Source organism: Hymenobacter sp. APR13 (assembly GCF_000737515.1).
In the GTDB taxonomy this organism is placed as follows: Bacteria; Bacteroidota; Bacteroidia; order Cytophagales; family Hymenobacteraceae; genus Hymenobacter.
This window is the reverse complement of record NZ_CP006587.1, coordinates 1,224,173-1,238,963: the sequence shown is the minus strand read 5'-3', so window position 1 is coordinate 1,238,963 and position 14,791 is coordinate 1,224,173. Positions and strand designations below refer to the sequence as shown.

The window sequence follows — 14,791 nt, the reverse complement described above, 5'->3', positions numbered from 1 at the left end:
GACGTTGTGATAGTAACTCAACGTCAGCACGCGAGATTCCTCGCTCCGCTCGGAATGACTGGATTACCACGCAGGCGAGATGCTTCGGCTGCGCCTCTGCATGACGGTCTGGGTTACTTCATGACAATGCTGTTCATCACGGCGCGGGCGGTGGGCTGCCACTGGGGCTGCTCTTCGGCGGGGGCCACGAAGGTGAACACCGTGAGCTGGTCGCCGGTGATGGTGTACTGCACCATCTGGTAGCGGCGGATGGGGGCCAGGTTGCTGGTGCGGCGGGTGTCGGCCACCGTCGAGACGAACTCCAGGGCCACGAAGTCGCGCTTGTTGATGGTGCGGATGTCCTCGGACAGGAATTCCACCTTCGAGTACATGTTCTGGATGCTGGCTTTGTAGATTTTGAGCAGCAGGGCGTAGTCGCGGCTGGTGAAGGTGCTGGGCTTCTGGGCCACGCTGAAATCGACGCGGCCGCTGCTGTTGCTGAACACGGCCAGCGGCTTGCGCGGCGAGGGGTACTTCACCGCAATGCCGTCGTCGGGCAGGGCCGAAAAGCCTTCGGGCACGCCCACCGTGAGGTTTTTGGTGAGGGCAGTCTTCTTGAGTTTAGGCGCGGCAAAGGCGGCCAGCAGCAGCACCGCCAGCAGCAGCGGCGCCAGGCGCAGGAAACGAGCAGGGATTTTCATAGGGCGCAAAGGTACGACGGAACCCCCGCCGACGGCCGGCAGGATACCAAAAGGCTCCGAAGCCACAACGACTCCGGAGCCAGAAAAAGGGGGCTAAGCACTTGTCATTCCGACGCAGGAGGAATCTGAGTTAACGTCGTTGAGACGGAGCTGACCCAGATTCCTCCTGCGTCGGAATGACAGCACCTGCTAGCGGCGCTTCTTGGATACCGGGGCCGATGGGTACTTGATGCGGACGCTCTTCCAGTACACGTAGTTGCCGGTTTTGGCCTCGATGAGGTAGGTGCCGGCCGGAATTCGGCCCAGGTCTACCGGCTCGCCGGTGTTGTTTTGCGGGTCAAGTGCCATGGTGTACACGGGCTGCTTTTTGTAGTTGGTCATCACCAGCGTGCCGGGCTTGGTGAACTGCTGCGTGAAGCTGAGCATGATGGTCTGGCCACTGGAAGCCGGAAACACGTCGATGCCCGACAGCGTTTCCACGCGCTTGATGGGGCCGCTGAGCACGACGGGCTCGGCGTCGGTCTTGGACTTGGTTTTAATCTCAGTCCCGTTGGCTTCGGATTTGGTTTTTACCTTGGTCTGGGCCTGGGCGGCCGAGAAGGAGAGGAGCGTGGCGGCCAGCGCGAGCAGTACAGGGCGTTTCATGGGAGGAGGTAAAAGTGGTTGTGGCGAGGCACTGTTAGTTCGGGGAAAGCTGGTTGCATACTCCGTACCAATTTTTGCGCAAACAGTCGAAAAAGTAAAAATAGGGGTTGCCCGGCAGCTGGCACCTTTTCGTGGGGAAGCCGGGGCAACGCCACTGCCCGTAACGGCATCTGGCCGGATATGATACGCAACTCCCTTATCCGCAAATGGCTGTTTCTGCTGGTGGCAGAAATTGGCCTGATGGTGTCCGTACGGGCACAGGCCCCGCTGCCCACGGCCCCGCGCACGCCCATCCTGACGCTGGGCGTCTTTCATTTCAGCTATCCCGGCCGCGATTCGCACAAAACATCTACCTCAGAGCAGATTGACGTGCTGCAGCCCCGCTACCAGCAGGAGCTGGAGGAGCTAACGGCCCGGTTGCAGCAGTTTCGTCCCACGCATATTCTGGTTGAGGAAGAACCTGCCCACCAGGCCCGCCTCGACTCGCTTTATAAGGCCTACTGCGCCGGGCGCTACCAGCCGGGCCCCAACGAAACCTACCAGCTGGGCTTCCGCCTGGCCCGCCGCCTGGGCCTGCCGCGGGTGTGGGCCGTGGATACGGATGGCGACTTCTCATCGGCCTGGCAGCAACGCCTGCGCGATACTGCCCGCCTGCGAGCATTCATGCGCTACTATGAGCACAACCCCGATTCTAGCCTGCTGCGCCAGTACAAGCGCCTGTATGTGCACCAGGACCAGTTGGCCGCTCGCTACGGTATTGGGGCCGCTCTGGCAGCGCTCAACCAACCCGCCGCGCTGCGCAGCGGGCAGGGACCATACCTGTTGGGGGCTTTCGATTACGAGGAAGCCAGCGGCGACTACACCGGCGCCGATTTTGAAGTGGGGCGCTGGTACAGCCGCAACCTGCGAATTTTGCGCAACGTGCGCCGCATTCCCCGTACGCCCGGCACCCGGCTACTACTTGTTATGGGGGCCGGCCATATTGGATTGCTCAACGAGTTGCTGCTGCTGAGCCCTCAGTACGAGCTGGTAAGGCCCGCGGCCTATCTGCCCAAAAGCCCCGCGAAGTAACCCGGCAGCTGCCCGCAATTGCAACGCTGACACCCAACCCCGGCAACGTCGGTCCACTGGATTTCTCACCTTCTCCTGATTTTACTGGTTACCTTCGCAGCAGTTAGTGCTTAGTGCCTGGTGCCTGGTGCTTAGGTTACGTGTCGAGTACGGGCCTGCACCAGCAAGCCTAAGCACTAAGCACCATGCACTAAGCACTAAGACAACATGCTCCGGACGCACACCTGCGGCGAACTTCGCCCCGAACACATTGGCCAAACCGTCACGCTCTGCGGCTGGGTGCAGCGCACCCGCGACAAAGGCGGCATTCTGTGGGTGGACCTGCGCGACCGGTATGGCCTCACGCAGCTGGCCCTGGAAGAAGGCGTGGAAACCGCCGAAGTGCGCGAGCAGGCCCGCCAGCTGGGCCGCGAGTTTGTGCTTTCGGTGACCGGCAAAGTAGCCGAGCGCCACTCCAAAAACGACAAAATGCCCACCGGCAGCATCGAAATCCGGGTGGAAAGCATCGAGGTGCTCAACCCCGCCAAGCTGCCGCCCTTCCTGATTGAGGACGACACCGACGGCGGCGACGACCTGCGGATGAAGTACCGCTACCTGGACCTGCGCCGCGCCCCCGTGCGCCAGAACCTGATGCTGCGTCACCGCGTGGCCCAGGCCACCCGCCGCTACCTCGACGGCCAGTACTTCATCGAAGTGGAAACCCCGGTGCTCATCAAAAGCACGCCCGAAGGCGCCCGCGACTTTGTGGTGCCTTCCCGCATGAACCCCGGCGAGTTCTACGCCCTGCCCCAGAGCCCCCAAACCTTCAAGCAGCTGCTGATGGTATCGGGCTTCGACCGGTATTTCCAGATTGTGAAGTGCTTCCGCGACGAGGACCTGCGCGCCGACCGTCAGCCCGAATTCACGCAGATTGACTGCGAAATGTCGTTTGTGGAGCAGGAGGACATCCTCAACACCTTCGAGGGGCTGGTGCAGTACCTGTTCCGCGAGGTGAAGAACCTGGAAATCGGCCAGCTGCCCCGCATGACCTACCAGGACGCCATGCGCTATTACGGCAACGACAAGCCCGACACGCGCTTCGAGATGAAGTTTGTGGAGCTGAACGACGTGGCCAAGGGCCACGGCTTCCCGGTGTTTGAGGCCGCCGGTCTGGTGGTGGGCATCTGCGCCACCGGCGCGGCCAGCTACACCCGCAAGCAGCTCGACGAGCTGACCGAGTACGTGAAACGCCCCCAGATTGGCGCCACCGGCCTGGTGTACGCCCGCGTGGAAGCCGATGGCTCCGTAAAATCGTCGGTGGATAAGTTCTACGGCCAGGAGCAGCTGCAGCAGTGGAAAGCCGCCTTCAACGCCCAGCCTGGCGACCTGCTGCTCATTCTGGCCGGCGAGCCGAACAAGACCCGCAAGGCCCTCTCGGAGCTGCGCCTGGAAATGGGCCAGCGCCTCGGCCTGCGCGATAAGGACACCTTCTCTGCCCTGTGGGTGGTGGATTTCCCGCTGCTCGAGTACATCGAGGAGGAGGGACGCTACTTCGCCATGCACCACCCCTTCACCTCGCCCAAGCCCGAGGACGTGGCCCTGCTCGACTCGCCCGACACCATCGGCGAAGTCCGCGCTAACGCCTACGATATGGTGATTAACGGCGTAGAAGTGGGCGGCGGCTCCATCCGTATCCACGACCGCGCGGTACAGGCCCGCATGTTCAGCCTGCTGGGCTTTTCCGACGACGAAGCCAAAGCGCAGTTCGGCTTCCTGCTCGACGCCTTTGAGTACGGCGCGCCGCCCCACGGCGGCATTGCCTTCGGCTTCGACCGTCTCTGCAGCCTCTTCGGCGGCGCCGACTCCATCCGCGACTTCATTGCCTTCCCCAAAAACAACTCCGGCCGCGACGTGATGATTGACTCGCCCTCGCAGATTTCGGGCGCGCAGCTCAAGGAACTGAGCATCAAAACTGATGTGGTAGGAAAGTAGTAGAAAAGAGGTAATCCGCCTACGAAAAAGCGCCACTCCGGCTTGGAGTGGCGCTTTTTGCTTGAAGTAGCAAGGTCGCAGAAAGCCTACAGCTTCACGTCTTTCTTGTTGTCCTCCAAGTCCCGGTCTACCAGCTCGTGGTAGGGGTCGAGGGCGACGGAGGCGGGCTTCTTGTTCACGATGAACTGCAGCTGGTTTTTGCCGGCCACGAAGCGGCGCTTTTCCAGTACCAGCGGCGCGGCGGGCTTTTTGTCTTTTCCGGGCTCGGGGAAGACGGCCACGGGCAGGTAGTCGCGTAGGGGGGCGGGGCGCTGGTTGCCGAGGCTGTCGGCGTAGAGCTTGGCGCTTTGCACCGTCAGGTTCACCTGGTAGCGGCCGTCGGGGAGCTTTTTGGCGGTGGCGTCGGTCACGCGGTTGTCGTAGAGCGTGATGCGGTCGAACAGGTCGGTGAGCAGGTTCTGCAGCGAGTCGGGGGCGGCGCGGCGCAGGTAGCCCACGAACTCCGGCGAGTTGGTGTAGGGCGGCGGCTGGTAGGCCACGGCCTGCACGTACTGCTTCAGGGCGCCGTTCAGCTTGGCTTCGCCGAGGTAGTCCTGCAGGGCGTACATGGTCACGGAGCCCTTGCCGTAGTGGATGTAGGTCTGGTTTTCGACCAGCGCCAGCGGCACTTCCTTCTTGCGCTCAACGGCCCGGCCGCCCAGGTAGCGGTTCATGTCGATTTTCATCCAGCGCTCCATGGTAGACAAGCCGTAGCGCTTGCGGGCCACCATCAGGGCGCTATACTCGGCCATGGCTTCGGCCATGAGGGTGCTGCCCTGCACGTTGCCCCCGATAACCTGGTGGGCCCACCACTGGTGCGCCACCTCGTGGGCCGTCACGTAGAACGGGTAGTCGAGGCTTTCGGGGTCGTTTTCATCCACCTTGGCAATGAAGCCGATGCTTTCCGAAAACGGCACCGTGTTGGCGAAGCTCTGCGCGAAGCTCTGGTAGCGCGGAAACTCCAGAATGCGCAGCTGCCGGTGCTGGTAGGGCGAGAAGTTGGCCGAGCAGTAGCTCAGGGCCTCTTTGGCGCCGGCGGCCATGCGCTTCAGGTTGTACTCGTGGCCGGGCTGGTAGTAGATTTCGATGGGCAGGGTGCGCCCGCCGGCCGTGTCCACCCACTTATCGGTGTACTTCTGGTAGCGCGCCGACAGGAAGGTGTAGAAGTTGAGCATGGGCCGGTCCATCTTGTAGTGGAAGTAGCGGCGGCCGTCTTTGGTCCATTCCTTCTGCAGGTAGCCGGGGGCCATGGCCGTCTGGTCGGCGTCGGTGCTGACGGTGGTTTCAAACCGGATCCAGTCGGCGTCGTTGCTGATGTAGGTGTTCTGGCGGGCCTTCAGGTCGTCGACGCGGGCCATGCGGGGCTTGGGCTGCAGGCCGTAGGTTTTGCGGTCTTTGTCGCTGCTCAGCTCGGCTTCTTCGCGGTAGCCCAGGCCGGGCAGGTAGCGGCTGCTGATGAACGTGCCGTTGTAGACGATGTCGGTGTTGGAATCCGAGTTGGGGAAGCCGCGCTCCTGGTACGCGAGGCGGAACGTGAGCGGCAGCGAGTCGCCGGGGGCCAGGGGCCGGGCCAGGCGGTAGAGGCGCAGCTGGAACGTGGTATCCTGCAGGGCCAGCGTGGCCTGGCCGGGGGCGCCCAGGCTGATGGCCTGCACGCGCGGGTTCAGCTCGGCCGGCAAGCTCACCAGCACCGTATCGAGAGGCTGGCTGTGCTTGTTCACCAGCATATAGCGGCCTTCGAAGTGCACGGCGCGGGTGCCGGGGAAGATATCGGTGTTCACGCGCACGGCCACGATGCGCGGCTGGCGCACGTCTTTGAGGCGGCGGTAAAGCTGCTCGTAGCGCAGCTGCAACTGCTCGTTCTGCTTGGCCGTGCGGTATTTGTTGAGCACGTTGGTGTTGTAGAAGATGTAGGCGCCGGCCCCGAGGCTGATGAGCAGGCCGGCGGCCAGGGTGGCGGTGCTGCCCGCGCCCCAGCGGCGGCGGGCCTCCCGCAGGCGGTTGCCGGCGTCGGTGCCGCGCACCCACAGCAGGTTGCCGAGCAGCACAAACAGCAACGCCACGCCGGCCCACAGCAGCTTGCTCCACCAGAAGGCCGGCAGGAAGTGGCCGTAGCCGTTCATGTCGGAGTAGGGGCCGGGGCCGGGGCCGCCGCCGTAGGCCAGCAGGCGGTGGCCAAGGCCGATGTCGGAGCGGAAGATGTTGGCCACGTAGTAGAGCACCACCACGAAAAAGCCCAGGTACTTGTTGTTGACCACCACCTGCGTGAGCATGGCCAGCACGCACATCAGCAGCAAAAACGGCAGCTGGTACAAGAACAGCGCCTGGAGGTAGAGCCCAATTTCGTAGCGGAAATAGCCTTTGAAGGTCTGAATCAGCAAACCCACTACCATCACCATCAGCAGCAGCACCACCTGCACCAGCCCCAGGGCGGCCAGCTTGCTCAGAAACGGCACCCACGAGGGCACCGGCACGGCGTCGGCAATCTGGGCCACGCGGGCTTCCCGCTCGCGCCACACCAGCTCACCCGAGTAGAAGATGATGATGGCCAGAAAGAACAGGAAAAACGAGCCGCTGGCCAGCGTCAGCACTTCGTGTGTGACGGGGTAGGTAGTGGTGTCGAACGTTTTGCCCACCTGCGACACCATGGCCAGCAGGAAAATCACGCCCGCGCCTACCAGCGCCGCGAAGTAGCGGTTGCGCACGATGCCCCGAAACTCCAGCTTGGTGAGGCTCCACCACTGGCGCAGGTGCATCGCGCCGCTGAAATCCTGGTGCACGGCGGGCAGGCGCAGCGTGGCGCCGGCCGGGGCCAGCGCCGCTTCGGGCGCGGCCGCCGCGGTGGCTTTGCGGGTTTTCTTCGATACCTTCTCGGAGGCCAGGCTGGCAAACCGGAACCGCACGTAGCAGAAAGCCAGCAGCCCAAACCCAATGGCCAGCCACACGGCGCGGTTGAGCAGCATAAACGAGCCGAGCGGCAGCAGCTGGGTGTTTTTCTCGGCGGCCGTCCAGTAGCGGGTCGTGAAGAACTGCGCGCCCAGCCCGAAGGCGTCGAGGGCGGCGGCCAGGTATTCGTTTTTGAGGTCGGAGGTGTAGGCGCTGGAAATCAGGTAGCCGATGAGCAGCGCCACGGCCCCGATGTAGGTGCTCAGAATGTTGCGCGTGAGCGTGGCCATGGTAAAGAAGATGGCCCCCGTAAACAGCAGGTTGGGCAGCACAATCAGCACAAAGGGCCACACGTAGCTGCCGGCCGGCGCCGACGCCAGAAACCGGTCGGGCTCCACGCCGGGCAGTATGCTACCCACGGCCGCGCCCACCAGAATGCCGCTGAACACCAGCACCGCAATCAGGTAGGAGCCCAGGAAGCGCCCGCCCAGGTAGCCCCACTTGCTGATGGGCTTGGTGTAGAACAGCGGGTGCGCCTGGTACTCGAAGTCGCGGTACACGGGGTTGCCCATCAGCGACGAGGCAATGATAATCCCGAACACACTCAGCACGCTGATGATAAGGGTCAGCGAGTAGGGCGAGTTGATTTTCACCACCTGCCCGTCGCCGCCAAGCGCGATGCTGACGCCGCCGCCAAACGCGCCGCCCGAAGCTGCCACCAGCAGCCCCGCCATCAAAGCCAGCAGCCCAAAGTAAATCCAGGTTGCGGGACGCCGCAGCCGGTATTTCAGCTCAAAAAGAAGTATGGGAAGAAACATGAGCGTTTCAATTAAAAATTGAGAATTAAAAATTAAAAATGACTGGCATCAGCACACTGCGAAACACTGCGCCTTCCACTGCGAAACCCTGCGAGAAACTCGTCCTACGCCTCTGCAAAGCCACCTTTTACTTTCAATTCTGAATTCTTGATTTCCGCGAAATACACGTCTTCCAGGTCGGGCTGCACGGCCTCGAATCCGCTGTCGGGGGCCGAGTCGGCCAGCACGTGTACCACGGTTTTGCCCGCGAACAGGCGCGAGCTGATGACGGTGTGGGCGGCCTGCAGGGCGGGCAGCTCGGTTTTCTCCACCAGCTTCTTCCAGACCTTGCCTTTTAGCTCGTTCATCACCGAGAGCGGGTCGCCGGTGAGCAGCACTTCACCCTTGTTGATGATGGCCATGCTGCGGCACAGGTCGCTCACGTCTGACACGATGTGCGTGCTCAGAATCACGACGCGGTTTTCGCCAATTTCCGACAGCAGGTTGTGGAAGCGGTTGCGCTCGGCTGGGTCGAGGCCGGCCGTAGGCTCATCCACGATGATCAGGCGCGGGTTGCCGAGAAGGGCCTGCGCAATGCCGAAGCGCTGCTTCATGCCGCCGGAGTAGCCGCCCACGTGCTTTTTGCGCACCTCGTAGAGGTTGGTTTGCTGCAGCAGCGCCGCCACCGTTTCCTTGCGCTCCTTGCTGTTGCCGATGCCCTTGAGCACCGCGAAATGGTCGAGCAGCTCCTCGGCCGACACGCGCGGGTACACCCCGAATTCTTGCGGCAGATAGCCCAGCACGCGGCGCACGGCCTCTTTGTCGCGCAGCACGTCGATGTCGTCGAGCCAGATGCTGCCCGTGTCGGCGTCCTGCAGCGTGGCAATGGTGCGCATCAGGCTGGATTTGCCGGCGCCGTTCGGGCCTAGCAGCCCAAACATGCCGTTGGGGATGGTGAGCGTTACGCCCTTGAGCGCCTGCGTGCCGTTGGGGTAGGTTTTGGTGAGGTTGCTGATGGTAAGCGCCATGGTGGAATAAGAAAGGAAGAGTGGAGAGTTCGGGCAGATGAATCGAAGAAAGGGCGCCGGCATTACAGCCGGCCGCTAACCGGATGCCGAAACCACGGCAACGGTTGCCCGCTGTGGAGGGCTTCTGGCTCAAATATCCATAATCCCCTATTCTCAGTCCTGCTTTTTATGACGACCACGTTTTCTTCGTGACCAACGCCCGGTTTTTGCTGGCCAACGCCGTTGGTCATGTTTATGCGGGCCGGTGGGGGAGGGGCCGTAGTTTTGTCCCATGACACTTTCTGTTTTTGTCCGCTCGCGGGCCCTGCGGCACGGGCTGGTCTGGGTGCTGGTGCTGGCGCTGATTGGGCTGCTGGCCGTGCTGGAGCCGGCCGGCGCCCCCGAAAAGCTACGCCGCACGGCCGTGCTGCTGCCCGTAGCGGCTCTGGCGATTTATGTGCACTTCTGGGCGTTGCGCACCATGCTGGAGCAGCGCCACTACGCCTCCTATGCAGCTACTACCGCCGGGATTCTGCTGAGCGGGGCCTGGCTGCTGGTACTGCTCAACCAGCTGGCGCACGTGGTGCAGACCCGGCCCGGCGGCCCCACCACGTTTGCGTATCTGCTGGGGCTGGCGGCCGGCAATCTGCTGCTGGCTCTGGTGCTGGGCACGCTGCCGCACTATGTGCGGCGCGGCGTGCTGAGCCACTACCAGATGCAGGAGCTGCACGCCCGGCAGCTGGAAACCGAGCTGAGCTTGCTGAAAGCCCAGGTCAACCAGCACTTCCTGTTCAACACCCTCAACAACCTCTACGGCCTCAGCCTGGCCGCCCCCGACCAGATGCCGGAGGCCCTGCTGCAGCTGGCCGGCCTCATGCGCTACCAGCTCGACAGCTCCCGCCAGCACCTCGTGACGGTGGGCACCGAAGCCGAGTACCTGGCCAACTACATCGGGCTGGAAAAGCTGCGCCTGCGGGCCAACTCGCACGTTGACTTCACGGCAGACCTGCCGCACCCCGACCAGCCATTGGCCCCGCTGCTGCTGCTGCCGCTCGTAGAAAACTGCTTCAAGCACGCCATCGGCCCCAGCGGCGACAACACCATCCGCATCACGCTTAGCCAGACGCCCACCGGCCTCACCCTGCGCACCGAGAACAGCATTCCGCCCCACTTCAAGCCCACGCCCTCGGGCCTGGGGCTGCCCAACCTGCGGGCCCGGCTGGAGCAGTTCTACCCCGGCCCGCGCCACCAGCTCACCCTCAACGCCACCGCCACCCACTACACCGCCGAGCTGTTGCTGCAGCTGTGAGGTTGAAAAAGAGCGTCATGCAGAGCACGGAGAACGTCATGCAGAGCGCAGCCGAAGGCGAAGCGAAGCATCTCGCCAGTGTGGTGAAACCAAAACCATCGAACGATTGAGCTACCATTGCACGCGAGATGCTTCGCTCCGCCTCCGGCTGCGCTCTGCATGACGTTCTTTCGCCATTGTTCTTACCATCCCGCCTAACCTATGAATGCTGCTGCCCCGCTGCGTTGCCTGCTCGTCGATGATGAGCCTTTGGCCCACACCGTGCTGCACGCCTACCTCGACCGGCTGCCTGGGCTGGCCACCTGGGCCGGCAGCTGCTATGGCGCCGTGGAGGCCCTGACGCTGCTGCGCAACACGCCCGTCGATGTGCTGTTTCTGGACGTGGACATGCCCGAGCTGACCGGCCTGGAGCTGCTACGCGCCCTGCCGCAACCGCCGCAGGTGGTGCTGTGCACGGCCCACGCCACCCACGCGCTGGAAGCCTTCGACCTGGGCGTGGTGGACTACCTGCTGAAGCCCATCCGCTTCGAGCGGTTCGTGAAGACCGTGACGCGGCTACACACACTGCTGGCCGAACGCAGCCCGGTGACAGCCCTGGCAGCTCCGGCACCCCCGTCCGCTGCGCCCTCCCCGGCTCCCGACTCGTTTTTCCTGAAAACCGACGCCGGCACCGAGCGGGTGCGGTTCTCGGAGCTGCTCTACGTGGAAGGCTACGGCAACTTCGTGAAGTGCCACACAGCCGCGGGCCGCACGCTGCTCACGGCCGAAACCATGAAGCAGATGGAAAGCACTTTGCCCGTCGCCCAGTTTCTGCGCGTGCACAAGTCGTATCTGGTGAACATGACGTGCGTGGAGCGTCTGAGCGGCAACTGCCTGCACGTAGGCGGCCGCGAGGTGCCCGTAGGCAGCACGTTCCGCACCGACGTGCTGCGTCGACTGCAGCTACGCTGAGGGAAAGTGAAGCGGCAGTAGCGCGAACTTTTAGTTCGCGCTACTATGCTGAGTGGTAGATCAAATGCGGAAAAGTACTGGCGCCGGTTCCGGGTAATTCGGTACATTCAGCCCACCTGGCTCGTCCCGACTTATGAAACGCCCCGCTGACTTCTGGCTTTTGCTGTTTGGCCTGCTCGGCGTGCTCCTGCTGGCCGGTTTCGGCAGCCGGGCCCAGCCCGCGCCCCTGCGGTTCCGCACCTTCACCGCCGCCGACGGGCTGGCCGAAAACAGCGTCTACAGCCTCGTGCAGGACCAGCGCGGCTTTCTGTGGGTGGGCACTCAGGATGGCCTCTGCCGCTACGACGGTGTGGGGTTTCGCACGTTTCGGGCCGATGCCCGCCGCCCCACCAGCTTGGCCAGCAACTTCGTGCTTTCGCTGTGCCTCGATCCGCAGGGGCAGGTGTGGGTGGGCACCGGCGGCGGCCTGTCGCGCTACAGCCCGCGCACCGGGCAGTTCCGCACCTACCGCGCCGAGCCCGGCGACTCCAGCGGCCTGACCAGCAATTTCATCCGGGTGGTGTACTGCGACCGGCAGGGGCGGGTGTGGGCCGGCTCTGAGGACGGCCTGCACCAGATGAACCCCGCCGCGCGCCGCTTCGCCGTGTTCCGGCACGCGGCCGGGCCCGGCAGCAGCCTCCGGCGCAACTCCGTGCGGGCCCTCACCCAGGACCAGGCCGGCCAGCTGTGGGTGGGTACCGGCGAAGGCGTCGTCAGCCGCCTCGATATGGCTGGCCGCCTGCTGCTGCCCGACCCTCGCCTGCCGGCCGCCGGCGCCATCACCAGCCTCTGCCCCGACCGCCGCGGCGGGCTGTGGGTGGGCGCCGAGTCCGGGACGTTGGCCTACTTGCCCCCGGCCGGTGGGGCTGCCCGCTTTTTCCGGCCGGGCCCAGGAGCGAGCAACTTGCCGGCCGGCGGCATCCGTAGCCTGCTCACCGATCAGCAGAACACGCTGTGGGTGGGCACCAACGAAGGTCTATGCCGCTACGAACCCGCCACCGGCACCTTTCGGCGCGCCGCGCACGAGCCGCTCAACCCGTTCAGTCTGCCTGAAAATACCGTGCAGACTCTGCTGCAGGACCGCGCCGGGCTGCTATGGGTGGGCACCGAAGCCGGCCTCAGCCAAACCGACCTGCGCGCCCGCGACTTTCGGCGGGTACCTGCGCCTGCTGCGCCCGCGCCGGTGTGGGCCGTCACGTCGGATGCGGCGGGACGGCTCTGGATTGGCACCGAAGACCAGGGCCTTCTGTGCTACGAGCCCGCCACCGGCCGCTACCGCAGCTTCCTCCACAACCCCGCCCAGCCCGGCAGCCTGGCCCAGGACTTCGTGCGGGCACTGAGTTTTGATGCCGCCGGCCGCCTGTGGGTGGGCACCCAGAGCCAGGGCCTCGACTGCCTGGAGCCGGGCGGCACCGCGTTCCGCCACTACCGCCACGACCCCGCCAACCCCGCCAGCCTCTCCGACGATTTCGTGCGCTCCGTGTACCAGGACCCTGCCGGGCAGCTGTGGGTGGGCACCGAGGGCGGCCTCAACCGCCTCAGCGCCGCTACCGGCCGTTTCACCACCTTCCGCTACGACCCCGCCCGCACCGCCAGCCTGCCCAACAACTTCGTGCGCGTGACGCTGCAGGATGGCCGCGGCCGCCTGTGGGTGGGCACCGGCGGCGGCGGCCTCAGCTGCTTCGACCCCGTCACCGGCCGCTTCCGCACCTTCCGGGCCGATGGCCGCAACCCCCGCAGCCTGAGCAGCAACTTCGTGCGCTGCCTGCTGCTCGATGGGGCCGGCACGCTGTGGGTGGGCACCGAAGGCGGAGGCTTCTGCCGCCTCGATGATGCCGAGCAGGGCAATTTCACCACCTTCCGCGAAGCCAGCGGCCTGCCCAACGACGTGGTGTATGGCATGCAACACGACAGCCAGGGACACCTGTGGCTGTCGACCAACAAGGGCATTGCGCGTTTCGACCCCAAAACCGGCCGGTTTTTCACGTTCGACGAGCGCGACGGCCTGCCCCAGGACGAGTTCAACGCCGGTGCCAGCCACCGCGGAACCGATGGGCAGCTGTATTTCGGCGGAGCCAACGGCTTGGTGGCATTTCTGCCCGCCGCCGTGCGCACCAACCCCGTGCCGCCGGCCGTGGTGCTCACCGAGCTGCGCAAGTTCAACCGCCCGGTGGAGCTGCCCGATACCTCCATCACCGAGCGGCGCGTGCTGCGCCTGGCCCCGCAGGACTACTTTTTCTCGCTGGAATTTGCAGCCCTCAACTTCCGCCAGCCCGACAAAAACCGCTACGCCTATCTGCTGGAAGGCTTCGACCAGGACTGGATTGAGGCCGGCCGCCGCCGCGAGGCCAACTACACCAACCTCGACCCCGGCACCTACACCTTCCGGGTGCGCGCCACCAACAACGACGGCGTCTGGAGCCCGCGCGGGGCCGCACTCCGCATCATCGTCACGCCACCCTGGTACCAGACGTGGTGGTTTCGGATTGCACTGGGCTTAATGGGAGGGATGCTGCTATTTGTGGCGTACCGGCTGCGGGTGGGGCACCTGCTCACGCTGGAGCGGGTGCGCCACAGCATCGCCCGCGACCTGCACGACGATATGGGCTCCACGCTCAGCAGCATTTCCATCCTGAGCCAGATTGCGCGCAACCACCAGCGCCAGCAGCGCCCCGAGCAGGCCGCGGTCCTGCTGGAGCAAATCGGCGACTCGTCGCGCCGCATGCTCGACGCCATGGACGACATCGTGTGGGCTATTAACCCCGCCCACGACGGCCTCGACGACGTGACGGCGCGCATGCGCAGCTTCGCCTCGGATGTGCTGGAGGCCCGCGGCATTGAATTCACGTTTCGGGCCGAGCCCTCGGTGCAGGGCCTGAAGCTGGATATGCGGGCCCGCCGCGAGTTCTTTCTGCTTTTCAAGGAAGCCATAAACAACCTGGCCAAGTACGCGCAGTGCCAGCACGCCCGCATCCGGCTGGCCTACCAGCAGGGCCTGCTCCACCTCACCGTACAGGACGATGGCGTGGGCTTCGACCCCACCAGCCCCGCTCAGGGCAGCGGCAACGGCCTCACCAACATGCGCAGCCGAGCTGCCGCCCTCGCCGGCCACCTCACCATCGAAACCGCCCCCGGCAAAGGCACCACCCTGCACTTGAAAGTGCCGCTGAATGATTGATTTTTTGGTGATGGGGGTATGAGGTGATGGGGTGATGAAGCCAGAACGTCATTCCGAGCGGAGCGAGGAATCTCGCCAGTATAGTACTCACCAGCAAACAGGCTCACCAAAAAAACTCGTCTGGCTCCCCCTCTCCACGGGAGAGGGGGCCGGGGGTGAGGCGAACGTCAGCACGCGAGATTCCTCGCAGGCTCGGAATGACGTTCTGGCTTCATCAC

At 64.3% G+C, this 14,791-nt stretch carries 9 protein-coding genes; 5 read left to right on the top strand and 4 right to left on the bottom strand.

What is annotated here, in order from left to right:
• Positions 1-113: 113 nt before the first annotated feature.
• Positions 114-680: a hypothetical protein gene (locus tag N008_RS05260; protein WP_052381217.1), complete on the bottom strand. Its 567-nt coding sequence runs from the start codon at positions 678-680 to the stop codon at positions 114-116.
• A gap of 189 nt (positions 681-869) precedes the next feature.
• Positions 870-1,325, bottom strand: a complete 456-nt coding sequence (locus N008_RS05255; protein ID WP_044014294.1) for a hypothetical protein — start codon at positions 1,323-1,325, stop codon at positions 870-872.
• 180 nt (positions 1,326-1,505) lie between these two features.
• On the opposite strand from N008_RS05255, the gene N008_RS05250 reads away from it, so the two are divergent.
• Together N008_RS05250 and aspS are read left to right on the top strand one after the other, a co-directional pair.
• Positions 1,506-2,396: a DUF5694 domain-containing protein gene (locus N008_RS05250; RefSeq protein ID WP_052381216.1), complete on the top strand. Its 891-nt coding sequence runs from the start codon at positions 1,506-1,508 to the stop codon at positions 2,394-2,396.
• A 207-nt stretch (positions 2,397-2,603) separates the two neighbouring features.
• Positions 2,604-4,367 (top strand): aspartate--tRNA ligase, encoded by a 1,764-nt coding sequence (aspS, locus tag N008_RS05245; RefSeq protein ID WP_044014292.1) that lies wholly within the window; start codon positions 2,604-2,606, stop codon positions 4,365-4,367.
• Between the two features lie 86 nt (positions 4,368-4,453).
• Here the strand turns inward: aspS and N008_RS05240 are convergent, their stop codons facing one another.
• Together N008_RS05240 and N008_RS05235 are read right to left on the bottom strand one after the other, a co-directional pair.
• Positions 4,454-8,110 (bottom strand): ABC transporter permease/M1 family aminopeptidase, encoded by a 3,657-nt coding sequence (locus N008_RS05240; RefSeq protein WP_044014290.1) that lies wholly within the window; start codon positions 8,108-8,110, stop codon positions 4,454-4,456.
• Positions 8,111-8,214: 104 nt separating this feature from the next.
• A complete protein-coding gene (locus tag N008_RS05235; protein WP_044014288.1) occupies positions 8,215-9,117 on the bottom strand; it encodes an ABC transporter ATP-binding protein in 903 nt (300 codons plus the stop codon).
• 271 nt (positions 9,118-9,388) lie between these two features.
• On the opposite strand from N008_RS05235, the gene N008_RS21335 reads away from it, so the two are divergent.
• The 3 genes from N008_RS21335 to N008_RS05220 all read left to right on the top strand — a co-directional run bounded on the left by N008_RS21335 (position 9,389) and on the right by N008_RS05220 (position 14,573).
• Entirely contained in the window at positions 9,389-10,405 is a 1,017-nt protein-coding gene (locus tag N008_RS21335) for a sensor histidine kinase (RefSeq protein ID WP_052381215.1), read from the top strand.
• Between the two features lie 201 nt (positions 10,406-10,606).
• Positions 10,607-11,356: a LytR/AlgR family response regulator transcription factor gene (locus N008_RS05225; RefSeq protein ID WP_044014286.1), complete on the top strand. Its 750-nt coding sequence runs from the start codon at positions 10,607-10,609 to the stop codon at positions 11,354-11,356.
• Positions 11,357-11,489: 133 nt separating this feature from the next.
• A complete protein-coding gene (locus tag N008_RS05220; RefSeq protein WP_081910620.1) occupies positions 11,490-14,573 on the top strand; it encodes a sensor histidine kinase in 3,084 nt (1,027 codons plus the stop codon).
• Positions 14,574-14,791 lie beyond the last annotated feature (218 nt).